General features: G+C 70.8%; 22 protein-coding genes. 12 read left to right on the plus strand and 10 right to left on the minus strand.

Annotation, left to right across the window (positions count from 1 at the left end; all coding sequences use genetic code 11):
* Positions 1-212 precede the first annotated feature (212 nt).
* Positions 213-1304 (minus strand): saccharopine dehydrogenase NADP-binding domain-containing protein, encoded by a 1092-nt coding sequence (locus OJ962_RS09840; protein ID WP_202952934.1) that lies wholly within the window; start codon positions 1302-1304, stop codon positions 213-215.
* Between the two features lie 130 nt (positions 1305-1434).
* Between OJ962_RS09840 and OJ962_RS09845 the strand changes: the two genes are divergently transcribed.
* From OJ962_RS09845 to OJ962_RS09860, 4 genes are read left to right on the plus strand one after another with little or no spacing between them, the layout of a single operon-like run.
* Positions 1435-3744, plus strand: coding sequence for a polyribonucleotide nucleotidyltransferase (locus tag OJ962_RS09845; protein WP_202952933.1), 2310 nt, complete (start codon positions 1435-1437; stop codon positions 3742-3744).
* A 47-nt stretch (positions 3745-3791) separates the two neighbouring features.
* Positions 3792-5030 carry a M16 family metallopeptidase gene (locus tag OJ962_RS09850; RefSeq protein ID WP_270006315.1) on the plus strand — a complete coding sequence of 413 codons (1239 nt, stop codon included), beginning with the start codon at positions 3792-3794 and terminating at the stop codon, positions 5028-5030.
* The gene (locus OJ962_RS09855; RefSeq protein ID WP_202952931.1) at positions 5027-5686 is read left to right on the plus strand and encodes a 4-hydroxy-tetrahydrodipicolinate reductase; all 660 of its coding nucleotides are present in this window, start codon (positions 5027-5029) and stop codon (positions 5684-5686) included. Before OJ962_RS09850 ends, OJ962_RS09855 begins: the two co-directional genes overlap by 4 nt.
* On the plus strand, positions 5674-5994 hold the full coding sequence (locus OJ962_RS09860) for a hypothetical protein (protein WP_202952930.1): 321 nt from the start codon (positions 5674-5676) through the stop codon (positions 5992-5994). Before OJ962_RS09855 ends, OJ962_RS09860 begins: the two co-directional genes overlap by 13 nt.
* On the opposite strand, the gene OJ962_RS09865 is transcribed toward OJ962_RS09860, so the two are convergent.
* Positions 5942-7225, minus strand: coding sequence for a calcium-binding protein (locus OJ962_RS09865; protein ID WP_202952929.1), 1284 nt, complete (start codon positions 7223-7225; stop codon positions 5942-5944). The genes OJ962_RS09860 and OJ962_RS09865 overlap by 53 nt on opposite strands.
* Between OJ962_RS09865 and ligD the strand changes: the two genes are divergently transcribed.
* The 6 genes from ligD to OJ962_RS09895 all read left to right on the plus strand — a co-directional run bounded on the left by ligD (position 7206) and on the right by OJ962_RS09895 (position 15532).
* On the plus strand, positions 7206-8078 hold the full coding sequence (gene ligD / locus OJ962_RS09870; RefSeq protein ID WP_202952928.1) for a non-homologous end-joining DNA ligase: 873 nt from the start codon (positions 7206-7208) through the stop codon (positions 8076-8078). The genes OJ962_RS09865 and ligD overlap by 20 nt on opposite strands.
* Positions 8079-8151: 73 nt before the next feature.
* On the plus strand, positions 8152-9984 hold the full coding sequence (locus OJ962_RS09875; protein WP_202952927.1) for a methyl-accepting chemotaxis protein: 1833 nt from the start codon (positions 8152-8154) through the stop codon (positions 9982-9984).
* 204 nt (positions 9985-10188) lie between these two features.
* On the plus strand, positions 10189-12012 hold the full coding sequence (locus OJ962_RS09880; protein ID WP_202952926.1) for a methyl-accepting chemotaxis protein: 1824 nt from the start codon (positions 10189-10191) through the stop codon (positions 12010-12012).
* 66 nt (positions 12013-12078) lie between these two features.
* Positions 12079-12975: a hypothetical protein gene (locus tag OJ962_RS09885; protein ID WP_270006311.1), complete on the plus strand. Its 897-nt coding sequence runs from the start codon at positions 12079-12081 to the stop codon at positions 12973-12975.
* Between the two features lie 26 nt (positions 12976-13001).
* Positions 13002-13868 (plus strand): 4-hydroxy-tetrahydrodipicolinate synthase, encoded by an 867-nt coding sequence (gene dapA, locus OJ962_RS09890; protein WP_202952924.1) that lies wholly within the window; start codon positions 13002-13004, stop codon positions 13866-13868.
* Positions 13865-15532 carry a ribonuclease J gene (locus tag OJ962_RS09895; protein ID WP_238930980.1) on the plus strand — a complete coding sequence of 556 codons (1668 nt, stop codon included), beginning with the start codon at positions 13865-13867 and terminating at the stop codon, positions 15530-15532. The genes dapA and OJ962_RS09895 overlap by 4 nt, the downstream gene beginning before the upstream one ends.
* On the opposite strand, the gene OJ962_RS09900 is transcribed toward OJ962_RS09895, so the two are convergent.
* Positions 15478-16740 (minus strand): MFS transporter, encoded by a 1263-nt coding sequence (locus OJ962_RS09900; protein ID WP_202952923.1) that lies wholly within the window; start codon positions 16738-16740, stop codon positions 15478-15480. The genes OJ962_RS09895 and OJ962_RS09900 overlap by 55 nt on opposite strands.
* A gap of 104 nt (positions 16741-16844) precedes the next feature.
* On the opposite strand from OJ962_RS09900, the gene OJ962_RS09905 reads away from it, so the two are divergent.
* Positions 16845-18212, plus strand: a complete 1368-nt coding sequence (locus OJ962_RS09905) for an HD-GYP domain-containing protein (RefSeq protein ID WP_270006312.1) — start codon at positions 16845-16847, stop codon at positions 18210-18212.
* Between the two features lie 492 nt (positions 18213-18704).
* On the opposite strand, the gene OJ962_RS09910 is transcribed toward OJ962_RS09905, so the two are convergent.
* Positions 18705-19628 carry an AraC family transcriptional regulator gene (locus OJ962_RS09910; protein WP_238930979.1) on the minus strand — a complete coding sequence of 308 codons (924 nt, stop codon included), beginning with the start codon at positions 19626-19628 and terminating at the stop codon, positions 18705-18707.
* A 21-nt stretch (positions 19629-19649) separates the two neighbouring features.
* On the opposite strand from OJ962_RS09910, the gene OJ962_RS09915 reads away from it, so the two are divergent.
* A complete protein-coding gene (locus OJ962_RS09915) occupies positions 19650-20357 on the plus strand; it encodes an SDR family NAD(P)-dependent oxidoreductase (RefSeq protein ID WP_202952920.1) in 708 nt (235 codons plus the stop codon).
* Here the strand turns inward: OJ962_RS09915 and OJ962_RS09920 are convergent.
* Genes OJ962_RS09920 through OJ962_RS09945 form a run of 6 tightly spaced genes read right to left on the minus strand, consistent with a single transcriptional unit; the run spans position 20347 to position 24395 of the window.
* The gene (locus tag OJ962_RS09920) at positions 20347-21039 is read right to left on the minus strand and encodes an alpha/beta fold hydrolase (protein ID WP_202952919.1); all 693 of its coding nucleotides are present in this window, start codon (positions 21037-21039) and stop codon (positions 20347-20349) included. The two genes, OJ962_RS09915 and OJ962_RS09920, sit on opposite strands and share 11 nt — an antisense overlap.
* Positions 21040-21070: 31 nt before the next feature.
* Positions 21071-21430, minus strand: a complete 360-nt coding sequence (locus tag OJ962_RS09925; protein WP_202952918.1) for a response regulator — start codon at positions 21428-21430, stop codon at positions 21071-21073.
* Positions 21412-22323 carry a FliM/FliN family flagellar motor switch protein gene (locus OJ962_RS09930; protein ID WP_202952917.1) on the minus strand — a complete coding sequence of 304 codons (912 nt, stop codon included), beginning with the start codon at positions 22321-22323 and terminating at the stop codon, positions 21412-21414. Before OJ962_RS09930 ends, OJ962_RS09925 begins: the two co-directional genes overlap by 19 nt.
* Positions 22320-23306: a flagellar motor switch protein FliM gene (locus tag OJ962_RS09935; RefSeq protein ID WP_202952916.1), complete on the minus strand. Its 987-nt coding sequence runs from the start codon at positions 23304-23306 to the stop codon at positions 22320-22322. The genes OJ962_RS09930 and OJ962_RS09935 overlap by 4 nt, the downstream gene beginning before the upstream one ends.
* Complete coding sequence (locus tag OJ962_RS09940; RefSeq protein WP_270006314.1) at positions 23303-23785, minus strand: chemotaxis protein CheD; 483 nt, start codon at positions 23783-23785, stop codon at positions 23303-23305. The genes OJ962_RS09935 and OJ962_RS09940 overlap by 4 nt, the downstream gene beginning before the upstream one ends.
* A 25-nt stretch (positions 23786-23810) precedes the next feature.
* On the minus strand, positions 23811-24395 hold the full coding sequence (locus OJ962_RS09945; RefSeq protein WP_202952914.1) for a chemotaxis protein CheC: 585 nt from the start codon (positions 24393-24395) through the stop codon (positions 23811-23813).
* Positions 24396-24407: the final 12 nt, after the last annotated feature.

A 24407-nucleotide genomic window follows, 5' to 3' on the forward strand; every position in this document is an offset into this window, starting at 1 on the left:
GACGACGTGGGGCCGCGCGGCGAGGACCGGCCTCGTGCGGATCTCGCGGAAACGAACACGCGCCGGAAAAGGGGTGCGGTCGGAAACCTGCCCTCAGGGCAAGAAATCGACCGCACCCCCCTTGTTCGAAGCGCGGTCGTGATCGAATGCGACCGTTCGGGCGTGGTGCAGGCGCGACCGACCGCGCCTTCTCGATGCGCCGTTCGGGCCGGCTACGGAGTTCGGGCGAGGCCGGCACTGCGCGCCCCGGCCTCGAAATCCGAGAGGCCGAAGGCCGAGATCGGCCCGAGCACGCCCGCGGCGCCCGAGACCTCACGCTGCGCGGCCCATGCGATCAGCGACGCCGTGAAGTCATACGGATCCGGCCCTACCAACTCCACCCGCGCGAGCACCTCGCCGCCCGCGTCGAGCGCCTCGGCCACGATGTCCGAGCGCACGTCCCCCGTGGTCCCCGCGTCCGGCCCGCCGACGAGCGACACCGCCCGCTCGCCCCAGAAGCGCATCGTCGGCCGCGCGAGCGGCAGCTTCTGCACCGCCGTGCCCACCAGCGACCCGGCCTGCAACGCCCGCGAGAGCGGCCCGAGCCCGCCGAGGTACACGTTGACCTCGCGCAGCCCTTGGTACGTGGCCGGCAGCGCGTAGTGCTCGGCCCCGCCGATCGAGACGGCCTCGCGGGACTTGCCGTCGACTTCGAAGGACCGCACGCGCTCAGCGGCCCGCACGGTGCTCACGGCGCCGTCGCGGAACGCGAAGTGGTCGCCGACGGTGACGCCCACGAGCGACTCGCGCGTTCCCGCGGACAGCGACGTCGGGCCCGCGCCGAGCGCGTAGTAGCCGACGTCCACCCGCGCCGCACCGTCGCCCGCCTCGTCCAGCGCGAGCGCACCCGCCAGCGTCCCCGCCGCGAACTCGTAGGACAGCGACGGCAGCAGCCGCGCACCCGACCGCGAAGCCGGCCCGTCCAACTCGTCGAACAACCGCCGGATGAACTCCGGCTCGCCGCTGGTGTCGATGTACGTGCAGCCGGCGGCGACCGCGGCGCGCGCGGCCGGCAGGCCCCACTTCACGAACGGCCCGACGGTGGAGACGAGCACATCGGGGGGCCCGACCAAATCGAAGACGGTGTTCTGGCGCATGGCGTCGGCGCGCGTCCACTCGAGGCCGCCCAAGCGCTCGGCCAACGCTGACAAGCGGTTTTCCGAGCGCCCGGCCAGTACGGGCCGCACGCCCGCGGCCACCAGACGCGCCGCGATCAGCTCGCCCGTGTAGCCCGTGGCTCCGAAGACGACGATGCGATCAGCCATTGGCGGCAGACCCTACCCACCTGCGCTCGCGCACAAAGCGCTTACTAACATGGATGTCAACGACTACCGAAGCGTCAAGACGATGCAGAGGACCTCGCCGACTTCCGAGGCGGGGCAGAGAAAGGGACATATGTCTGAAGTGCACCGCGTCGCCGTAGAAATCGGCGGTACGGAAATCGCCTTCGAGACGGGCAAGATGGCCAAGCAGGCCTCCGGTGCGGTCACGGTCACCGCCGGCGACACGATCGTGCTCTCCACCGCGACCGCGGGCAACGCTCGCGACGTCGACTTCCTCCCGCTGACGGTGGATGTCGAGGAGCGCATGTACGCCGCGGGCAAGATCCCGGGTTCATTCTTCAAGCGCGAAGGCCGCGCGGGGGAGAAGGCGACGCTGATCGCGCGCCTGATCGACCGTCCGCTGCGCCCGCTGTTCCCGAAGGGCTGGCGTCGTGAGACGCAGCTCGTCGCGCTCACGCTGTCCGTCGACGGCGTCAACCCGTACGACATCCTCGCCATGAACGGCGCGTCCGCCGCGCTGATGGTCTCCGACATCCCGTTCCCGCAGGCCGTGGGCGCCGTGCGCATCGGCAAGGTCGAGGGCAACTTCGTCGTCAACCCGACCGAGGAGCAGCTGCTCGAGGCCGACATGGACCTCGTCGTGGCCGGCACGGACGACGCGCTGCTGATGGTCGAGGCCGGCGCCAACGAGGTGCCCGAGGCCGAGATCCTCGACGCGCTGGACATCGCGCACTCGGCGATCAAGAAGATCACCGCCGCCCAGCGCGAGCTGGCCGAGAAGGCCGGCAAGCCCAAGGACGAGATCGTCGTCCAGGGTCCCGACCAGGACCTGATCGCGAAGATCCAGAAGAGCCACGGCAAGGACCTCGACAAGGCCACGCAGGTCGAGGACAAGCTCGAGCGCCAGGCGGCCACCAAGGAGGTCGAGGAGGCCGTCCTCGCCAAGTACTCCGGCAAGGAGGACGCCGCGGACTACGCCGAGAAGCGCGCCGCGGCCCAGAAGGCGTTCGACGCGCTCGAGAAGAAGATCATCCGCGAGCGCATCGCCGTCCACAAGAAGCGCCCGGACGGCCGCAACGAGACCGAGATCCGCAAGATCTCGATCGACATCAAGCCGCTGCCGCGCACGCACGGCTCCGCGCTGTTCACGCGCGGCCAGACGCAGGCGCTGAGCGTCGTCGCGCTCGGCACCACGCGTGAGGAGATGCGTCTGGACAACCTCGGCCTCGAGACGTCCAAGCGCTACTTCCACCACTACAACTTCCCGCCCTTCTCCGTGGGCGAGGCCGGCTTCATGCGTGGCCCCAAGCGCCGCGACATCGGCCACGGCGCGCTCGCCGAGCGCGCGCTGGTCCCGATGATCCCGGACCAGGAGAAGTTCCCGTACACGATCCGCATCGTGTCGGACATCCTGGAGTCCAACGGCTCGTCCTCGATGGCGTCCGTCTGCGGCTCCTCGCTCTCACTGATGGACGCCGGCGTGCCGCTCACGCGGCCGGTGGCCGGCATCGCCATGGGCCTGATCAAGGAGGGCGACGACTACACGATCCTCTCCGACATCGCCGGCGTCGAGGACCACCTCGGCGACATGGACTTCAAGGTCGCGGGCACGTCCGAGGGCATCACCGCCCTGCAGATGGACATCAAGATCACGGGTGTCACGTTCGAGATCATGCGCGACGCCCTCCAGCAGGCCAAGGAGGGTCGCGAGTTCATCCTCGGCAAGATGGCCGAGGCGATCGAGGCCCCGCGCGAGCAGCTCTCCGAGCACGCGCCGCGCATCAGCTCGATCCAGATCGACCCGGAGAAGATCGGCCTCCTCATCGGCAAGGGCGGCGAGACCATTCGCTCCCTGCAGGAGGAGTACGAGTCCCAGATCGACGTCAACGACGAGGGCCAGGTCCTGGTCTACGCCGTCACGGGCGCCAAGGGCGACGCCCTGGTCGAGCGCATCCGCTCGATGACCAAGGAGGTCGAGGTGGGCGACGAGTTCACCGGCAAGGTCGTCAAGACCACGACCTTCGGCGCCTTCGTCGAGCTGGCCAAGGGCACCGACGGCCTGCTGCACATCTCCAACGTGTCGCCGGGCAAGCGCGTCGACACCGTCGAGGAAGTGCTCAACAAGGGCGACGAGATCGCGGTCCGCGTGGTCGAGGTCGACAAGGAGCGCGGCCGCATCGGCCTGCGCCTCGCCGAGGACCCGGACATCGCGGGCAAGACGAAGGAAGAGCTGGCGTCCGTCGGCACCGGCGACCCGAGCATGGGCGGCGGGGGCGGCGGCGACCGTCCGCGCGGCCGTGGCGGCGACCGCAACGGCCGTGGCGGCCGGGACCGTGACCGTGCCCCCCGTGGCGGCGCCGGGCGCGATCGCGACCGTGCCCCGCGCGCGCCGCGCGGCGATCGCGACCCGGACCGCGGGTAAGCGCCCTGCCCGGCCATCGCATCACGGAGCTCGAATCGGGGCTGCGGATCGTCACGGAGCACATGCCCTCCGTCCGGTCCGCGGCCCTGGGCTTCTTCGTGCACACCGGCTCGCGCGGTGAATCCGTCACGGAGGCCGGGCTCAGCCACTTCCTCGAGCACCTGCTGTTCAAGGGCACCGCGCGCTACGCGAGCGCGGAGATCGACCAGCTCTTCGACGGCATGGGCGCCGAGCTCAACGCCGGCACCGACAAGGAGAGCACCGCGGTCTACGCGCGCATGCTCGACCAGCACCTGCCGGCGGCGTTCGACGTCATGGCCGACATGGTCTGGCGCCCTGCGTACAACGACGTGGACCCCGAGCGCGAGGTCGTGCTCGAGGAGATCGCGATGTACGAGGACGACCCGCAGGACACGGTGTTCGACGTGCTCGGCGAGGCCGTCTTCGGCGACCACCCGCTCGGGCGGCCGATCATCGGCCGCGCGCCGGTGATCCGCGACACGCCGATCGACGTCATCGCGGACTTCCACAAGCGCCGCTACGTGCCCGGCAGCGTCGTCATCGCCGCCGCCGGGTCTGTGGACCACGACGCGATCGTGGAACTTGCCCGCGCGACCCAGTCAGGATCGCACGGCGTCGAGCCGGTCGCGGCGCCCGAGCCCGCTCCGAGCGACCCGGGCGCGCGCGTGCGCTTCGTGCGCAAGGACACCGAGCAGGTGCACGTCACGCTCGGCGGCCTCGGCCTGCAGCGCGGGGACGAGCGCCGCTTCGCCGCCCGCGTGCTGGACGCGATCTTCGGCGGGCTCTCCAGCTCGCGGCTCTTCCAGGCCGTGCGCGAGGAACGCGGCCTGGCCTACAGCGTCTACTCGTTCGCCGGCCAGTACGCCGACACGGGCCAGGTCGGCCTGTACGTGGGCACGCGCCCGGACAACCTCGTCGAGGCGATGAAGGTCGTCGGGGACGAGCTCGAGCGCCTGCGCGAGCAGCCGGCGACCGAGGAGGAGCTCGTGCGCGCGCGAGAGAACGTCAAGGCCCGGATCGTCCTCGGCATGGAGTCCACCGGCTCGCGCATGCACCGGCTCGGCGGCTCGCTGCTGTTCGGGCTCCCGCTGCTGGAGACCGAGGAGGTCATGGAGCGCATCGACGCCGTGAGCATGGACGACATGCGTTCGCTCGTCGACGACCTGTGGGCGCCCGGCCGGCTCTCCGCGGCCGGCATCGGCCCGGACGAGGACAAGTTCTGCGACGCCGTGCGCGGCGTCGCGGGGGAGGCCGTGAGCGCGTGATCAAGGTCGCCGTGGCGGGCGCCGCGGGGCGCATGGGCGCGACCACGTGCGAGGCGGTCGAGGCCGCCGACGACATGGAGCTCGTCGGCCGTGCCGACCCGTCGCTCGGCACGTCCGTCGCCGACGTGCTCGAGGGCACCGACGTGCTCGTCGACTTCACGCTGCCCGATCAGGTCGTGGCGAACGTCCAGCTCGCGGCGGCCTCCGGCGTGCACTGCGTGGTCGGCGCCACCGGCTGGGACGAGGACGAGCTGCGCGCAGCGGTCGCGGACCGTCCGGGCAACGTCTTCTTCGCGCCCAACTTCGCCATCGGGGCCGTGCTCATGATGCGCTTCGCGGCCGAGGCGTCGAAGGTGATGTCAGGCGCGGAGATCATCGAGTATCACCACCCGAAGAAGGTCGACGCGCCGTCGGGCACCGCGAAGCGCACGGCCGCGCTGATGGAGGGCGAGGTGCCGATCCACTCGGTGCGCCTGCCCGGCATCGTCGCCGACCAGGACGTGATCTTCGGCGAGGAGGGCCAGTCGCTGATCATCCGCCACGTGACCTCGGACCTCGCGAGCTTCATGCCCGGCGTGCTGCTCGCGATCCGCAACGTGGCCGAGCTGCCCGAGTCCCCGGTGATCGGGCTCGAAAAGCTCCTGTGGCCCTCGTAGCGGTCACCGATCACGCGGCCGAGCGCTACCTGCAACGCGTCCGCGGCGCGCTCGACCCGAAGCTCGAGGTCACCTCGCGCGTGTCCCGCGCGGTCGAAGCGGACCGCGTCGAGCCGGGAGAGCGCGGCGCCGTGCTCGTTCGCGACCTCGAGGACGCCGAGCTCGTCTTCATCTGCATCGAGGACGTCCCGCGCGGCGAGCTGATCGTGATCACGCTGTGGGAGGGCGGGGAGGACCCGCGCGTCCCGAAGCGGTTCACCGACGAGCTTCGCCGAGCCGCGCGCGCAACACCCCGTTCCTGGGTGTGACGACCTCGACCTCGACCGCGCCGCCCGCGCGGTCCAGCCGCAGCGCCACGCTCCGGCGCCGGCCGGCGGGCACGCGCACGCGCCGCTGAGCCACACGGCCACCGTCCACGCGCAGCCGGCCCGTGCACGCGCGTGCCGCGCGACAGGACAGCACGATCTGCGCCGACCGCACGCCCACACGGGTGATGCCATGCAGGATCAGCCGGCGCGCACCGCTGACGTGCGGGCACCACGTGTCCTCGTCGGCCGTGTCGATCGTCGCGCGGTCGCCGTCGAACGGGCCGCCGCAGCCGACCGCGTCTCGCTCGCCGTCGCGCGCGAGCAGGACGTCGGTGCCCCGCTCGCCGTGGAGCTCGTCGCGTCCGGCGCCGCCGTCGAGCCGGTCGTTCCCGTCGCCGGCGTAGGTCGTGTCGGGGCCGGCGCCGGCGTCCAGCTGGTCGTCGCCGGCGTCCCCGGTCAGCCAGTCGCGGCCGCCGCGCGCACGGATCACATCGTTCCCGGGACCGCCGTTGAGGGACTCGTTCCCGTCGCTGCCCTCGATCACGTCGGCGCCGTCGTGGCTGTGGATGATCACGCCGCCACCGAGCGGGGCGCGCAACACGTCCGGACCCGACCCGCCGTAGAGGATCTCGGTTCCGGGCGCGATCTGGTCGTTCTCGCCCGCAGCGCCCGCCGTGCCGCCCGCCAGATCCACGGTCACGCCTTCGGCGTGGTCGCTGTAGTCGAGCGTCTCGGCCGTCATCACGTCCGCCCCGGGGCCGCCGAGGACGCGTTCGCCGGCGAGCGTGTCGTCGCCCGGACCGCCGAGGACGAGCGCAGCCAGCGGGAACTCGACGATGTCGTTGCCGTCACCGGCGTCCACGTTCGTGTTCACGCCGTAGAGCCCGAGCGCCTGCGACACGCGGTCGTCGCCGTCGCCCAGGCTCACGCGCAGGATCCGTCCGCCGTGCGGCGGGCACGAAGCGGTCTGCGGATCCTCCTGGACACACGGGGGCGTGGCCGTGATCCCGGCCGGGTCGCGCAGGCGCAGGCCGTGCCCCGCCGTCTCCGTCAGCTCGAGCCGGTTGACCTCGCCGGGTGCGGCGACGTAGTCGACGTCGCGCCAGTCGAGAGATCCCAGGCGCGTGTCGAGCTCCACCCGGTCGCGGGCGGTGACGGTGGCCGCGGGGGCGGGCGCCGTCCAGAGCAGCAGTCCTGCGACGATCCCGAGCGTGCCCGAGGTGAAGCTCACCAATCCCGACAAGGTCCTCTTCCCTGACGACGGGATCACGAAGGCCGAGTTGCGCGATTACTACTCAGCGGTCGCCGACGTGATGGTGCCGCACGCGCGCGACCGGCCGATGAACCTGTGGCGCTGGAACAAGGGGATCGCGGCCGACGTCGTGATCCAGCAGTCGCTGCCGAAGGGCGCGCCGGAGTGGGTCGCGCGCTGCGAGGTCCCGCGCCGCAAGGGCGGGGACATCACGCACGGGATGGTCAACGACGCCGACACGCTGCGGTGGCTCGCTCAGCAGAACTGCATCACGCCGCACGTCTGGAACGCGCGCTGCGACAACCGCGACAAGCCGGACCGGCTCGTGTTCGACCTGGACCCGTCCGACGAGGACTTCGACGCGATCCGGAAGGCCGCGCTGGCGGTGGCGGACCTGCTGCGCGAGATCGGGCTCACGCCGTACGCGAAGCTGTCGGGCTCGCGTGGGATCCATGTCATCGCGCCGCTCAAGCGGCTGCGTTCGGCGGACGAGGTGCGCGCGGCGGCGGGCGCGCTGGCTGAGCGGGTCGCGGGTGAGCATCCCGACGCGCTCACGACCGAGTGGCGCAAGGACAAGCGCGACGGGCGGATTCTCGTCGACGTCGCCCGTAACACCTACGGGCAGACGCTCGTGGCCGCCTACGCCGTGCGGGCGTTGCCGGGCGCGCCGGTCTCGGCGCCGGTCACCTGGGAGGAGGTGGCGGACCCGGCCCTGGCGCCGCACGCCTTCACGTTGCGGACGATGCAGGAGCGGCTGTCGGCGGTCGGGGACGTGTGGGCGGACATCGCTGAGCACGCCGGGACGATCCCGAAAGCCTTGATGATGTCTTGATACTCCGCGGACGCGGACTTGAGAGAGGGCTCCGATCACCCAGGTAACCCGATCACCTGTAGGAGCGACCCTCTTGTCTTTCATCCCCACCCGAATCGGCTTGCGCGGCAAGCTGATGGCCGGCTCAGCCGTCCTGTTGGCCTTCACCGGCACCGTCGGTGCCTTCGGCGTCCACGACATGAACACGGCCAACCACCACGCCGACACGCTCTTCACCGGGTCGGCGGAGCCGCTCGCCGAGCTCGGCACGGCGCGCGCGAAGTTCAATGAGAACCGCGCGTTCGCCAACAACCACATCCTCGAGTCGACCGCCGCCGAGAAGGCCAAGGTCGAGGCGAAGATCAAGGCCAACGTCCAGGTCGTCGACTCCAACCTCGCCAAGGTCAAGGACTCGGTCCGTGGCAACGCGGAGCTCGCGCGTGAGTTCGAGGCGGTCACCGCCGGCATCGCGTCCTACCGCGCCAATCGCGACAAGGTCATCGAGTTCTCCAACGCCGGCCGGGCCGAGGAGGCCTACGCGTACAACAAGGCCGAGGCCGTCCCGGACGCCGCGGTCGTCGCCGAGGCGTTCACCAAGCTCTTCGAGGGCAAGGTGGCGCAGGGCCAGGAGGCGTACGCGCAGATCGAGGCTGACGCCGTGACGAGCCGCAACCACGCGCTCGTGATCATCTTCGCCGCGATCGTCGTCGGCTTCGGACTGGCGTTCTGGTTCTCCAGCAAGATCGTCAAGACGGTGCGCGAGATCCAGCATCGCCTGACGATGCTGCGCGACAACTGCACCGCGGACCTGGCGAAGGCGCTCGACCGCGTCGCGCACGGTGACCTGACCGTCGAGGTCGAGCCGGTCACGCCGCTGCTCGAGCGCACCTCCAACGACGAGATCGGGGACATCGCCGAGTCCGTCGGCGCCATCCGCAACGCCACGGTCGCGTCCGTCGCCGCCTACAACGACATGCGCGCCAAGCTCGCAGACACCATCTCCCAGCTGTCCGAGCAGGCCCAGACCGTCGCCGCCGCGTCCCAGCAGATGGCCGCCACCTCCGACGAGACCGGCCGCGCCGTGTCGGAGATCGCCGCCGCCGTGACCGAGGTCGCGCACGGCGCCGAGCGTCAGGTCCGTGGCGTCGAGGCCACGCGCGAGGCGGTTCAGCAGGCTGCCCTGTCCGCGTCCACGAGCGCCGAGGTCGCGCTGCAGACGGCGCAGGCCGCCGACGAGGCCCGCAACGTCGCCCTCGAGGGCGTGTCCGCCGCCGAGTCCGCTTCCGCCGCGATGCGCGAGGTCGCCGAGTCGTCGGCCGCCGTCGGTGGCGCGATCAACTCCCTGACCGAGCGCAGCGAGCGCATCGGCGGCATCGTCGGGACGATCACCGGCCTGGCCGAGCAGACGAACCTGCTCGCCCTCAACGCCGCGATCGAGGCCGCCCGTGCGGGTGAGCAGGGTCGCGGGTTCGCGGTCGTCGCCGAGGAGGTCCGCAAGCTGGCCGAGGAGTCCCAGGGCGCCGCGGCCGAGATCTCGGCCCTGATCGGCGAGATGCAGGCCGAGACGGCCCGCGTCGTCGGCGTCGTCGAGGACGGCACGCAGCGCACGCAGGACGGCGTCCAGACCGTCGCGCGCACCCGCGAGGCCTTCGAGGCCATCGGCGGCGCCGTCGAGGACATGGCCGCCCGCGTGGCCGAGATCTCCACCGCCGTCGACCAGATCTCGTCGGAGGCCTCCCGCGCCGAGAACGAGGTCGTCGAGGTCGCCGCGGTCGCCGAGGAGTCCAGCGCGTCGGCCGAGCAGGTCTCCGCGTCCACCCAGCAGACCAGCGCCTCGGCCCAGGAGATCGCCGCCTCCGCCCAGACGCTCTCCGGGACCGCCGAGCACCTGAACTCGCTCGTCGCCCGGTTCACGGTCGCCGCCTAGGCCGACGAAGCCGCGTGGCGCCGCCGCGCTTTTGATCGGGCCGCGCCGGCCCGCCACGCACCGAAAGGGCCCGCCGTCGGCGGGCCCTTTCGCGCTTCTTGACGAAATCTTGCGGTTAATCGGATCAAACGCGGGTGGACCGACCGGTCGAGCTGCCGATCTAAGTGTCAGACAATCTTCCATCCGCTCACCGGAGGCACCTCCTTGTCCCTGACCATCCGCACGAAGCTGCTTGCCGGCTTCGGCACCGTCCTGTTGATCCTCGCGGGCGCCATCTTCGTCGGCGTCAGCGCTGCCGGCTCCGTCAACGACAACGCTCAAAGCGCGTACGTCGACGACGCGATCCCGCTCAAAGCAGCCGCCCAAGACCTGCTGACCGAGATGGTCAACCAGGAGACGGGCGTCCGCGGCTACCTCGTCACCGCTGATGAAGCCAGCCTCGAGCCGTACTACGCCGGACGCAAAGGTGTCCGGGCCGAGCTCGAGGAGATGCGGCCGCTGCTCGCCAAGCATCCGATCATGGCGGACCTCGTCGCCAAGGCCGAGCCGCAGATCAAGGCGCTCGAGGACTACTTCGAGTCCCAGATCGCCCTCGTGAAGTCGGGTCCGGCCGGCCAGGCTGAGGCGCAGAGCCGCATCGGCGAGGGCAAGGAGGAGTTCGACGCGTTCCGCAAGTCCTACGCCGCGATCGAGGCCGACACGGTCAAGTTCGTCAACGACGCCAAGAACGAGCAGGACGCGGCGTTCGCGAGTGCGCGCACGCAGCTGATCGGGCTGGGCGTGATCGGCGCGCTGGTCGCGCTCGGGATCGCGTGGCGGATCACCCGCTCGATCGTCGGGCCGGTGCGCACGATGATGCGCGCCGCCGACGGGATCGCCGAGGGCGACGTCGACCAGACGATCGCGGTCAAGAGCCGTGACGAGCTGGGCGCGATGGCCCAGGCCTTCGAGCGCATGCTCGACTACCTGCGCGAGCAGGCCGAGGTCGCCGAGCGCGTCGCCGGCGGCGATCTGACCGTCATGCCGAACCCGCGCTCGGAGCGCGATCTGCTCGGCGGCGCGATGCAGCGCCTGGTCGTGGACCTCGAGCGGGTCGTCGGGGACGTCACCGCGAGCGCGAGCACGGTCGCGAGCGCGTCGCAGCAGATGGCGTCGACCTCCGAGGAGGCCGGCCGCGCCGTCACCGAGATCGCCTCGGCCGTCGGCGACGTCGCCCAGGGCGCCGAGCGTCAGGTCCGGATGGTCGAGACCGCGCGCGACAGCGCGCTCGAGACCACGCGCGCGGCCCGCGCCTCGTCGACCGCGGCCGCCGAGGCCGCGACCGTCGCCGGCGAGGCGGGCGAGGTCGCCCGTCACGGCGTCGCCGCCGCCGAGCAGGCCACGGACGCGATCCAGCACGTGGCCGACGCGTCGCGCGAGATCACGTCCGCGATCGAGAACCTCGCGCAGCGCTCCGAGCGCATCGGCGGGATCGTCGACACGATCACCGGCATCGCCGAGCAGACCAACCTGCTCGCGCTCAACGCCGCCATCGAGGCCGCCCGCGCGGGCGAGCAGGGTCGCGGGTTCGCCGTTGTGGCCGAGGAGGTCCGTAAGCTGGCCGAGGAGTCCCAGGCCGCCGCGTCGCAGATCTCGAGCCTGATCGGCGAGATGCAGACCGAGACCAACGCCGTCGTGGTCGTCGTCGAGGAGGGTGCGCGCCGCACCGAGGACGGCGTCTCGACCGTCCAGGAGACGCGTGACGCGTTCCAGCGCATCAACACCGCCGTGTCCTCGATGAGCGAGCGTGTCGCGGAGATCGCCGCGGCCAGCGAGCAGATCTCCTCGGACTCCGAGCGCATGCAGGACGAGATCGCCGAGGTCGCCTCCGTCGCCGAGGAGTCCTCCGCGTCGGCCGAGCAGGTGTCCGCGTCCACGCAGGAGACGAGCGCCTCCACCCAGGAGATCGCTTCCAGCGCGTCCGAGCTGGCGCGCACCGCCGAGCGCCTCGAGGAGCTCGTCGGGCACTTCCGCGTCGCGCACGCGTAGCCGCGCACAGCACCCCGGACCGCGAAGGGCCCGCCATGTGCGGGCCCTTCGCGATACCGTCGTGCCATGGGCTTCCTCGACAAGGCCAAGAAGCTCGCCGAGCAGGCGCAGACCAAGCTCGACGAGGTGCAGTCCCAGATCAACCAACAGGGCGCGCCGCGCCCCGGCGGTCCTGGCCAGCAGCCGGGCGGGTACGTCGAATACGACGCGCACGGCCGCCCGATCCGGCCACAGCAGCCGCCGGGCGAGCAGATCCAGTACGACGAGCACGGCCGGCCGGTCCCGCCGCAACAGTCCGCGACGCCGCCGCACGGGGACCCGCTCGCCGGCCCGCCGCCCGCGCCGCCCGCCTCCACAGGGCCGGTGCCGGACTCGAACTCCCCGGGCTCGGTGACCCACGGTGACCCGCTCGGCGGCGCCGCCGCGAGCGGCCCGCCGTGGGCCGGCCAGTCCCAGAGCCCGTCGTGGCCGGCGCCCGGCCACGCGCCTGGGGCGCAGAGGGGGGGGGCCTCGTCAAGTGGCGCCGGCTGGGCGCCTCCGTCGGGTCCGCCCTCGCCCGGCGGCCCGCCGCCCGCACCGCCGGCCTCGTCCGAACCCTCCGGCTGGGGCCCGCCGCCCGCCAGCCCCGCCGCGCCGTCCGCCAACGCGCCGTCGTCTTCGGACCCGGCCAGCTGGACGCCGCCCGGGCCGCCCGCTCCGGCGCCGCCAGGCTCCGCGGACTGGACGCCGCCGCCGACGCCCGGCGTGCCGCCCACGGAGCCGCCCAGCGGTCCGCCCGCTCCCGCTGAGGGCGCGGTGCCGCCGCCCGAAGCGCCCGGGGTGCCGTCCGGGCCGCCGCAGCCGCCGGCCGAAGGTGCGGGCAAGCCGCCGGCCATGCCGGGCGCGCCCGGGGCGGAGGAGGACCGCAACCAGCCGTCGTACGCACCGCCCAAGCTCAGCTCGGGGGACCCGCTCGCGGGCTGACCGGCGAGCGTGCCATCCTAAACGCCATGCGTCCCTACGAAGGCCTGCTGACGGCCATGATCACGCCCTTCCGTGCTGACGGCTCCGTGGACGAGGAGGGCGCGGTCGCGATCGGCCGCCACCTGCTCGCGAGCGGCTCGCACGGGCTGGTCGTGGCCGGCACGACGGGCGAGGCCGCGACGATGACCGACGAGGAGCACCTGAACCTCATCGCCCTCATCGCGCGCGAGCTCGGGGACGAGGCGATCGTGATCGGTGGCACCGGCTCCAACGACACGCGCCACGCCGTGCACCTGACCGAGAAGGCGGTCGAGGCCGGCGTGGACGCGGTCCTTTCCGTGACGCCGTACTACAACAAGCCCAACCGCCGGGGGATCATCGCGCACTTCAGGGAAGTCGCGAAGGCCGCGGGCAACACGCCCGTGATCCTCTACAACATTCCCGGCCGGGCGGTGGTCAACATGCCGCCGGATCTGCTCGCCGAGCTGGCGCAGCTGGAGAACATCGAGGCCGTCAAGCAGGCCAACAGCGAAGAGCTGCAGCTGATCGACGGCCTCGCGGTGATGGCGGGCAACGACGACATCTACGCCAAGTGCCTGGACATCGGCGGCACGGGCGGGATCTGCGTCGCTTCGCATGTCGTCGGCCCGGAGATGCGCCGCATGTACGACGAGCCCGAGCACCGGGCGGAGATCGACGCGAGCCTGCAGGAGATCTACGAAGCCATGTTCTGCACGGCCAGCCCCGCCCCGGTCAAGGCCGCCCTCAAGATGCTTGGACACGAACCCGGAACGCTGCGCCTGCCGCTCGTCGAGTGCGACGAGCAGGAGCGTCAGACCGTGCACAACGCGCTCGCCCAGCACGGACTGCTGGCCGAGGTCTCCGCCCGTTGAGCGGGACACTGCGAGTCCTCCCGCTGGGAGGCGTCGGCGAGATCGGCAAGAACATGACCGTCGTCGAGTACGACGGGCGGATCGTCGTCGTGGACTGCGGCCTGCGCTTCCCGACGGCCGAGATGATGGGCATCGACCTCGTGCTGCCGGACTTCACGTACCTGCGTGAGCACGTCGACGCGATCGAGGCGATCATCATCACCCACGGCCACGAGGATCACCTCGGGTCGCTGCCGTGGGTCATTCGCGACCTCGGCCAGGAGAAGATCCCGGTCGTCTACGGTGGCCAGCTGACGATCGCGATGGCGCGCTCGAAGCTGGACGAGCACAAGCTGCGCGACGTCAACCTCGAAGTGCTGCCGATCGGCGACGAGGTCGACGCCGGCCCGTTCACGCTCGAGCGCGTGCACCTCACCCACTCGATCCCGGACGCGTCCGGCGTCGCCATCGGCACGCCGCTCGGCACCGTCTTCTTCACGGGCGACTACAAGTTCGACCAGACACCGGTGATCGGCGCCCCCGCGGACATGAGCCGCCTGGCCGAGCTCGGCCGTGAGCGCCTGCTGCTCCTGCTGGGCGACTCCACGAACGTGGACCGACCGGGCATCAGCGACTCCGAGTCGATCGTCGGCCCGCACCTGGACCGCGTGTTCGGGCGCTGCGAGGGGCGCATCGTCGTCACCTGCTTCGCGTCGAACATCCACCGCGTCCAGCAGGTCGTGCACGCGGCCGAGAAGAACGGCCGCAAGGTCGCGCTCGTCGGCCGCTCCATGCGCAAGAACGTCAACATCGGCCGCAGCCTCGGGCACATCGACATCCCGGAGGGCATGCTCGTGCCGCCCCGGGAGATCGACCAGTGGGCCGACGACAAGATCGTCGTGATCTCCACCGGGTCCCAGGGCGAGCCGCTGTCCGCGCTGCGCCGCATGGCCTACCGCGACCACCCGCAGGTCGAGCTCAAGCAAGGCGACACCATCGTCTTTTCCGCCACGCCGATTCCGGGCAACGAGCGCGCGGTCAACGAGACGATCGACCGGCTCTACCACATCGGCTGCAAGGTGGTCACGGCGCGCGACGCGCCGATCCACGCCTCCGGCCACGGCTACGCGGAGGAGGTCAAGATGATGATCAACCTCACGCGGCCGAAGTACGTGATGCCGGTCCACGGCGACTTCAAGCGGATGCTCATCCACGGTGAGCTGGCCCAGGCGGTCGGCGTGCCGCGGGAGAACATCTTCCGCAGCGAGAACGGGACGCCCCTGGAGATCACCGCCGAGGGTGCGAAGTTCGGCAAGCCCGAGCACTCCGGGATGATCTTCGTGGACGGCGTGGATATCGGCGACGTGAGCGACGTCGCGCTGCGCGATCGGCGGATGCTGTCCGCGGACGGCATCTTCATCATCGTCGCGACGATCTCCGAGGAGGACGGCTCGTCCGTCGTCCCGCCCGAGGTGATCGCGCGCGGCGTCCCGTTCCTGGAGGGGAACGACCGGTTCACGGACGATCTGCGCGAAGCGGTCGAGGACTCGCTCGACGCGGCCGCCGAGCAGCAGATCACCGAGGTCGACGTCCTGCAGAACCATCTGCACGACGACCTCGCGCAGTTCATCTACGACCGGCTCAAGCGCCGTCCCATGGTCTTGCCGGTCGTGGTCGAGGTCTGAGCGGCCCGTCGCTCGAGGCGCGGCCGTAGCAGCAGCGCCAGGATCACCAACGCCAGGATTCCCGCGCCCGCGAAGGCAAACGCGGTGCGCGGGGAGCCCAGCGCGGTGAGCAGACCGCCGAGCAGGAAGCCGATGCCGGGCATCGCCGCGCCGATCGACTCCAGCAGCCCGGACATGCGCGCCTGGAACTCGGTCGGCGTGACCTCCTGCAGCGCGGTCATCACCGCCACCCACTGGATGCCGTTGCCGGCGCCGCCGATCACCGACATCACGCACGCCAGCCACAGCGTGCCCGCCTGGGACATGCCGAGGTAGGCGAGCCCGACGAGCGCGCTGGAGAACACGATCAGCCCGAAGCTCGACCGGTTCTTGACCGCGATGTACAGCAGGCTGCCCAGCACGATGCCGGCGCCCCAGGAGGACAGCAGCACGCCGAAGCCGGCGTCGGTCGTGCCGAGCGACTCCTTCGCGTAGATGACCTCGATCGGCACGACGATCGTGAAGCAGATCAGCGCAAGCGACTGCCCGAGCAGCAACGTGCGGATCGTCCGCTGCGAGCGCGCGAACGCCATCCCGTCCCGGAAGCGCCGGTGCCACGGCTCGTAGTCGTGGTGCTCGATCTGCGGTAGGTCGCGCGCCGTCGCCAGCCACACCGCGATGATCAGGAACGACGCAGCGTCGACGAACAGCGCCGCCGACAGCCCGAAGGCCGCGATCAACCCGCCCGCGATCGCCGCCCCGAACACGGAGGCCGCCGCGAACCCGAGATTCATCAAGGCGTTGCCCTCAGCAATCAGCCCGTGCGGCTGCAGCGCGGCCGCGACCGCCCCGCGCGTGAGCCCCCGACCGGTGATCGCGAGTGTCCCGTCAATGAGCCCGAGCGCCAGCACGAGCGGCAGGAAGAAGCGGTCCCCGATGGCCAGGAACGCGAGCGCGGCGAACACGAGCGCCTCGATGCCGTAGATCGTCGGCAGCACGCGCCGCAGCGAGAAGCGGTCCAGGTGCGCCGTCAGCCCGGTGGAGAACAGCGCGGGCAGGAACTTGGCGACCAGGAAGAACCCTGCAGTCGGCGCAACGTCCCCCGTGCGGTCGAAAACGAGCACGGACAACGCGACGACCCCGATCGAGTCCCCTAAGTCGTTGACCGTGTACGACCCCAGCAACCGGCCGAACGGCCGCACCCGCAGCGGTTCGAAGCGCCTCCGCACTCTGGCGCACTGTACCCCGGATGGCCGAACGTGTCCTGCGTGGATGTAAAAGGGGGGAGGGTTTCGCTGCGGAAATTGCGTCTCCTGCCGATGAGCTTGGAAGCATGCGTTCGCGCCAACTCACCATTTCCGTGGTCGCTGCGCTCGTGTTTCTCGGCACGGCCGTCGTGGCATGGATTGCCAACGATCAGGCCGATTGGCACCCGCTGAGCCTCGTGGTGCTCCTCTTGCTCCTCGCGATCGTCAGTGACGCGGCCTTCGTCGAGATCCGTGGGCTGCGTCTGTCGGGCTCCTTCCTGGCACTCGTGTTGGCTATGGCGTTGCTCGGTCCCGGTCCGGCAGTCGCGATCGGAGTCGCCTCATCGGTCGTGGACGGATTCGTCTCTCGCCGATCGTTGGATCGAGCCTTGGCCAATATCGCGACCTACACCCTTTTCCCGCTGATCGGCGGGCTGATGGTCAGGTTCATCGTCGGCGCCGACATCCACGACGTCGATCGATTCAGCTTCGCCGCCGTGGTCCTGCTGGTCTTCGTCGTCACGAACACGATCAACTTCGCCGTGGTCGCCGCCGGCTCCGCGTACGGCTACGACGTTCCGATGCCGTTGATGCTGCGCTCATTCGTGACAGCACTGCCGTCGGAGTTCGCGACAGCGCTGCTGACCGCTGGCATCGCGATCACCTATTTCGAGACCGGGGTCGGCGCGGTGGGACTCGCGGCCGTCGTCATCTTCGTCTTCCAGTACCTGCTGCGTACGAGCATCGCGGCGGATGAGCGCGGGGAAGAGCTCGAGCAGCGCACGCGCGAGCTCGCCTCGCTCCAGATGGGCCTGCTGACCACGGTCGTGCAGACGCTGAACATGCGCGACGCCATGACCGCCCGCCACTCCACGGCGGTCGCACGTTACTCGCGTGAGGTGGCGAAGATGTTGGGACTCGACGAGCGCGAGCAGGACCTCATCCACACCGCGGCACTGCTGCACGACATCGGCAAGGTCGTCCTCCCGGACAGCATCCTGTTCGCCGAGCGCAAGCTCGATGACGACGAGTGGCAGCAGATCAAACTCCATCCGGTGCACGGCGCGAAGCTCGTCGAGCGCATCGAGGGCTACGGCCCGGTCGCCGAGATCGTGCTCCACCATCACGAGCGCTTCTCCGGCGGCGGCTACCCGGCCGGGATCGCAGGGGACGAGATTCCCCTCGGCGCACGCATCCTGTCGGTCGCAGACACCTACGACGTCATGACCGCGCGTGACTCCTATCGCCGCCCGGTCAGCTCCGAGGCTGCGTTGGAAGAGCTGCGCCGGGTCGCCGGCACGCAGCTCGACCCGCAGGTCGTCGAGGTCTTCGAGCGGATGATCCTGGAGAGGGGCGTGGCCTTCAGCCACACCGATGAGGCCGACTTCGAGGCCGAGTTGGCCTTCGAGAAGCGGGTCGCCGACTACGCCCGTCCTCGGCTGGCGGCCGCCTAGGGATGGGGCATCGCCGGCGACACTCGGCCATCGGCCGCCAACCGCACCCCACCCGCCTGACCAACCCGCTCGTGCCACACATCTGGACGTTTGTCCGATTCAGTCGCCGGCCGAATCGGCCGTTAACGAGAACGAGCGCCTCAAGGCGCTCGCTCGCAGAGTGATTAGAAGCGCCAACCCATGACGTGGCTCCTTTCTGCGTGATCCTCATTCGCCGCGCTGCAACGCGGTTCGTGAGGCTTGAGGTGTGTTCCCTTCGACAGGACGCATCTTCGCCTCTGGATGTTCGCTCCCAAATAGGACGAACGTCCAGAAGCGCTTAAGTGTTCGCGCGCGGACAAAACGCTTGCGATCGCCAGAACACGTGCCGACTAACTGAGTGATGCCGAAACTCCGCGCTATCGCCGCGTTTTTAGGGGCCGCGTTGTTCGCGGGCAGCCTCTCGCTCGGCGCTTCCCTCGCGGAAGGCGACTCCCCCGAGCGGGGGAGCCACTACACGCCGGCGGGGCTCTGCGTCCTCGTCGAGCCGTCCACGAAGGACTGAGCGCGCAGCCGCGCGGCGTCGCGGCCGGGCGGGAGCCCGAACTGGCGCCGGTACTCGCGGCTGAACTGCGAGGCGCTGTCGTAGCCGACGCGGAACGCCACCGTGGCGACGTCGTCGCGGCCGCTCATCAGCAGCAGCCGTGAGCGCTGCAGGCGGATCTGCTTCTGGAACTGGATCGGGCTCAGCGCGGTCACCGCCGCGAAGGCGCGGTGGAAGGCGGACACGCTCATGCCGCACGTGCGGGCGAGCTCCTCGACGCGGAAGGCGCGGTCGTAGTGCTCGGTGATCCAGCGGACGGCGCGGCCGATGTGGGTGAGCGAGCTGTCGGCCACCCCGATCGCGCGCACGCTCGGGCCGAGTGGCCCGGTGATCAGCCGCCACAGGATCTCGCGCTCGAGCATCGGCGCCAGGACCGCCTGGTCCTGCGGATGATCCAGCAGCCGGACCATGCGCACGACAGCGTCCAGGAGGTCCGCGGACGCGTCGGCGACGCCCAGACCGGACGGTGCGGGGCCGCCGGCGTCGACGTCGAGCAGCAGCTCGGCGATCACGGCCGGTCGCAGGACGAGCCCGAACCCGAGCGCCGGCGCCTGCGTGTAGTGGCCGGTGATCGGCAGGTCCACGGATGCGACGAGGTACTGCCCGGGCCCGTAGTCGTAGACGCGCTCGCCGATCGCCAGCCGCTTGGAGCCCTGCGCGATCAGCGCGAACACCGTCCCGGTGCTGGACGCGCGCGGCTCGCCCGCGACGTCCGTCGCTGAGAGCAGCACGCCGTCGATCGCGGTGGTCTCGTCCGGCCGGGCGTGCCGCGCGATCAGCTCGCGCAGGATCAGGCAATCATCCGCGACTTCTGTTCTCACGCTCCCGGCCATCGGCGCCCGATCCTACAGGCCATGACCAAGATCGCTCTCGTCACCGGCGCAGGATCAGGCATCGGCCGCGCTACCGCCCAGCTGCTCGCGGACCGCGGCTTCGGCGTCATCACGACCTACCACCGCAACCCCGCCGACCACGTCGGCCTCCCGCTCGACGTCTCCGACACCGCGACGTTCCCCGCGTTCGCCGACCGCGTCCGCGACGCGCTGCAGGAGCACTGGGGTCGCGAGGACCTCGACTTTCTCGTCAACAACGCCGGCATCGGCGGCCCCTCGCCGTTCGACGCCACCAGCGACGACGCGTACGAGCGCTACCACCGCACCCTGCTCAAGGGCCCGTTCTTCCTCACGCAGACGCTGCTCCCGCTGATCCGCGAGGGGATCGTCAACGTCAGCAGCAGCTCGACCCGCCCGGGCGTCACCACACCCGGCTACGCGGCCTACGCGGCGATGAAGGGCGGCGTGGACATGCTCACCCCCTACCTGGCCAAGGAGCTCGCCCCGATCCGCGTCAACGCCGTCAGCCCCGGGCCGACGCGCACCAACCTCGGCGACAACGGGTTCGAGCGCTACCCCGAGGCGATCCCGCCGATCATCGCCGAGACGACGCTGAACCGGCTGGGGGAGAGCGAGGACGTCGGCAAGGCCATCGCCGCCCTGCTCTCGGACGACCTCGCGTGGATCACCGGCGAGGTCATCGAGGTCTCCGGCGGCTTCAAGCTCTAGCGAGCAGCGCGCCCAACGCGGCGGCGCACTCGGCCGGCCGCTCGAGCGTCGCGGTGTGCCCGCAGCCCTCGATCGGCGCGAACACGGCCCCCGGGATGCCCGCCGCCAGCTCCTCGCCGTTCTTGAACGCGATCAGCTGATCCTCGCGCCCGTGCACGACCGTCGTGGGGCACGCGATCGACGCCAGCAGCGGCCGGGAGTCGGCGCGCGCGATCACCGCCTCCTGCTGGCGCACGTAGACGTCCGGCCCGACCTCGGCCGCCATCGCCCGCGACGTCGCGAGCAGCGCCTCGTCGTCGACGCGGCTCTCGGCGACCATCTTCGGGAAGGCCGCGTCGACGACCTCGTCGAAGCGGCCGGCCTCGACCCGTCCGAGTTGCTCGCGCCGAGCCGCCGTCTGCTCGGGTGAGTCAGACCTCGCGGACGTGCTCATCAGCGCGAGCGCCGCCACGCGCGACGGGGCCTGGCGCATGACCTCGAGCGCGACGTAGCCGCCCATGCTCAGGCCGACCAGCGCGAAGCGCTCGGGCGCGCCGGCGAGCAGCCGCGCGGCGATGCCGGCGATCGAGTCGTCGCGGCGCGTATCCGCGATCGTGACGGCGCCGAAACCCCACACGGCGGGCAGGACCGGCTCGTAGAGCCGGGGTGAGCAGAGCAGGCCGGGGACGAGGATGGTGTGCACCATCCCCGTCTACCCAGGTGCAGCGAAACCGCTAGGCGAGCGCCTTGCCGACCGCCTCGAGCACGCGCTCGGGCTTGAACGGCTTGACGACGAAGTCGCGGGCGCCGAGCTTGATCGACTCGAGCACCTTGGACTCCTGACCCAGCGCGGAGCACATGATCACGCGGGCCGAGGGATCAAGCTCGATGATCTCCTTCAGCGCGGTCAGACCGTCCTTCTCGGGCATCGTGATGTCGAGCGTCGTGAGCTCAGGCTTGAGCTCCTGGAAGCGCTCGATCGCCTCCGCACCGTTGCCGGCCTCGCCGACGACCTCATGACCGCCCTTGGTGAGCGCGTCAGAGACCATCTTCCGCATGAAGGCGGCATCGTCGACTACCAGGATTCGGGCCATCCGGCCACCTCCATTCCAGAATCACTGTCGTTTGCGTTTTCGAGGACGTGCTCGATGCGCACGGCCCAGTCCGTCCCGTCCACGACTACCAGACGACCGGTCGCGAACTTGGTTCCGTTCACATATAGGTCGATCGCGTCGTCCGCCTGCTTGTCGAGCTCGACCACCGCTCCCGCCGGCAAGCCGACGACCTGCGCCGAGGGCATCCGCGCGCGGCCCAGCTCGGCCCACACCCGCACGTGAATCCCGGCCAGCGAGGGCTTCGCGGTCGTGGAGCCCTTCGGCCCGGCGCCCGCCGGAGCGTCCGGCGCGGCGCCGACGACCTCGGAGCCGATCTCGTCAAGCGCGCTGGACATGCGCACCACGAACGCGCTCGGCACCAGCTGTACGAGCCGCGCCGGCTCGCCGCAGATCGACATCGCGATGCGCACCGCGTGCGGGGTCGAGGGGTAGGCCGCGCCGATGTCGTCGCCCGAGCTGAAGGTCTTGGTGTCGGGCGTGGAGATCTCGACCTCGTTGCCGAGCACGACCGACGTGGCGGCCGCGGCGGAGGCCATCATCTGGTTCATCGCCTCGGACACCGCGGAGAGCTCGAGCTCGCTGAGCTCCTCGGCGTTCGGGTCCTCCGGCTCGTCCATGCCCATCATCGACGCCGCGAGGTTGCGCGCGCCGTCGAGCGTGATCAGGAAGACGTTGCCGCCGGTCACGCCGTCCACGTAGGACACCGACATCGCCACGCAGGGCACGGGCACGCCGTCGAACGCCTTCTTGGGATCGTCGAGGGTCGTGACATCACCCGTGGAGACCTTGTCGGCGGCGAACATCTCGAGCACGCCGAGGCACGCCTCCGCCGTCGACTCGCCGAGCTTGGTCAGCGCCTCGGACGCGCTCATCGCAGGCCGCCCTTGGCGATGTTGGCGGTGACCTGCACCGCGCGGCGGCTGCCGCTGCGGCCCGGGCGGCCCGTGTGGACGGGCACCTGGTCGGCGTAAAGCGTGATCCCGGCCGCGGCGGGCGAGTTCAAGCGCAGCAGGTCGCCCTCCTTGAGCGCCAGCACGGCCTCGATCGGCATCATCACCGACGCCACCTCGGCGCGGACCATCATCTCGACGGAGCCGACGGCCTGGCGCACGGAGCTCTTCTCGTCCTCGCTGCGCGGGCCCTTGGAGTCCTCGCGCGAGCCGAACTGGTCGGCCACCGGCGCGATCGCCGACCACGGGATCAGCAGCGCCATCGTGGCGGAGATTCCGCCCAGGCGCGCCTCGACCATCATCGAGAGCGTCGGCTCGGACACCGAGACCATCTGCGCAGTCTCCAGATGCTGGTCGACGGTCTCCAGGTTGAGCGACAGCCCGGCGACGTCGGTCCAGATGAGCGTCAGCTGCGCGAGCAGGCGCTCGAAGAAGTGCCGGCCCAGCGCCTGGTCGATGTCGGTCATGCGGCGGTCCTTGACGCCGCCGTCGATCGACCCGCCGAGGAGCAGCTCGATGGCGCCCAGCAGCAGCGTGCTCTCGGTCGAGAGCAGCATCCGGGTGCCGATCGGCTCGACCTCGAAGATCGCGGACGTGGAGGACGAGGGGACCGCGGAGTGCGCGTTGGCCCACGTGAGCTGCGACGAGGTCAGCAGCTCGAACTCCAGCGGCACGCGCAGCTCGGCGGACAGCCGCGTCGACGCCGTGCGGCAGAAGGCCTCCAGCGTGCGGCCCAGGCGGCGCTCCTGCTCGGCCGTGAACTTCGTCGGGCGCGTGAAGTCGACCGCGCGCATGCGGCGGCGCCGCTGCGGGACGGGCTTCTCCTCGGGCAGCCGGCCGTCGCGCGCCGCATCGACGAGGGCCGCGATCGCGTCCTCGCTCAGAACGGGTCCGCCGGCGCTCATGCGGCCAGCCTCGTGGCTCCCGCCACCAACACCTTCTCGACGCCACCGGCCTCGCGCACGGTGACCTTGTGCGAGCCGACGTAGACGCGGATCGTGCGCCCGCGCGACCCACCGGTCTCGGTGGCGATCACGTTGATCCGGGCAGCACGCAGCAGCTCGCGCACCGCGGCCTCGTTGCGCTGACCGACCTCGAGCGAAGATTTCGACACGGAGAACATGCTGGCACCACCGACGAGCACAGCCTCAAGCATCGGCCGGCGCGCGCCGAACTTGACCACACGATCGATGAGCTCGGGTACGGCGAGGTCGGCGAACTTCCACGAGCCCGGGGCCGCGTTGCCGCCGCTGGCGGGCAACACGACGTGCGCCAGCCCGGCGACGCCGGCGCGCCGGTCCAGCAGCGCGAGCCCGATGCACGAGCCCAGCCCGAGAGACACGAGGACGTCTCCGGCGACGGCCGAGGCGGCGAGCTCACCCATCCTGACCATCGTCTCGGCCATGCAATTACACGCCCAGGCGCTCGAGCATCTGGTCCACGCCGCCCTGGTCCGGGACGAGCAGGAACGACACCGAGCAGTCCTCGCCCTCGACCACGAGGTCGGAGTCCAGCAGCAGGGCGACGTCACCGGCACCGGCGCGCTCGGCCAGCACGGTCTCGACGATCGTGCCGAGCATGTCGGTCGCCGCGGCGGGCGGGGTCGGCTCGAGCTCCATGCCGATCATCTGCCCGAGCGCGTTGATGTAGGACGCGCCGACGATGTTGCCGATCTCCATCAGCGCGGACTCGCCGAACTCGCTGCCGGCCTCGACGCCCAGCAGGCCGCACATCAGCTCGGCGTCCTTGGGCGTGAACAGCAGCAGCACTGAACCCGGCATCTCGCCGACGATCCCCAGCACGACGCCGGTGGCCTCGGACTCAGGGTCGCCGATCGTGCCGACGGCCTCGGCCATCGGCATCACGAACGCGCTGGGGACGGAGATGTCCACGCTGCGCCCGAGCATGCTCGAGAGCGCGGTCGAGGCCGTGCCCGATCCGATGTTGGCCAGCTCTCGCAACGCGTCGAGCTGGGTGTCCGTATAGCGGCTCAACGTTCGTCCTTT

The organism is Solirubrobacter deserti (genome assembly GCF_027587175.1).
GTDB classification, from domain to species: Bacteria; Actinomycetota; Thermoleophilia; order Solirubrobacterales; family Solirubrobacteraceae; genus Solirubrobacter; species Solirubrobacter deserti.

What these genes read in the sequence shown, in the direction of transcription:
- OJ962_RS09840 (WP_202952934.1), bottom strand. Translation starts at nt 1,304, where the DNA reads ATGGCTGATCGCATCGTCGTCTTCGGAGCCACGGGCTACACGGGCGAG.
- OJ962_RS09845 (WP_202952933.1), top strand. Translation starts at nt 1,435, where the DNA reads ATGTCTGAAGTGCACCGCGTCGCCGTAGAAATCGGCGGTACGGAAATC.
- OJ962_RS09885 (WP_270006311.1), top strand. Translation starts at nt 12,079, where the DNA reads ATGGGCTTCCTCGACAAGGCCAAGAAGCTCGCCGAGCAGGCGCAGACC.
- dapA (WP_202952924.1), top strand. Translation starts at nt 13,002, where the DNA reads ATGCGTCCCTACGAAGGCCTGCTGACGGCCATGATCACGCCCTTCCGT.
- OJ962_RS09905 (WP_270006312.1), top strand. Translation starts at nt 16,845, where the DNA reads ATGCGTTCGCGCCAACTCACCATTTCCGTGGTCGCTGCGCTCGTGTTT.
- OJ962_RS09910 (WP_238930979.1), bottom strand. Translation starts at nt 19,628, where the DNA reads ATGGCCGGGAGCGTGAGAACAGAAGTCGCGGATGATTGCCTGATCCTG.
- OJ962_RS09915 (WP_202952920.1), top strand. Translation starts at nt 19,650, where the DNA reads ATGACCAAGATCGCTCTCGTCACCGGCGCAGGATCAGGCATCGGCCGC.
- OJ962_RS09925 (WP_202952918.1), bottom strand. Translation starts at nt 21,430, where the DNA reads ATGGCCCGAATCCTGGTAGTCGACGATGCCGCCTTCATGCGGAAGATG.
- OJ962_RS09930 (WP_202952917.1), bottom strand. Translation starts at nt 22,323, where the DNA reads ATGAGCGCGTCCGAGGCGCTGACCAAGCTCGGCGAGTCGACGGCGGAG.
- OJ962_RS09935 (WP_202952916.1), bottom strand. Translation starts at nt 23,306, where the DNA reads ATGAGCGCCGGCGGACCCGTTCTGAGCGAGGACGCGATCGCGGCCCTC.
- OJ962_RS09940 (WP_270006314.1), bottom strand. Translation starts at nt 23,785, where the DNA reads ATGGGTGAGCTCGCCGCCTCGGCCGTCGCCGGAGACGTCCTCGTGTCT.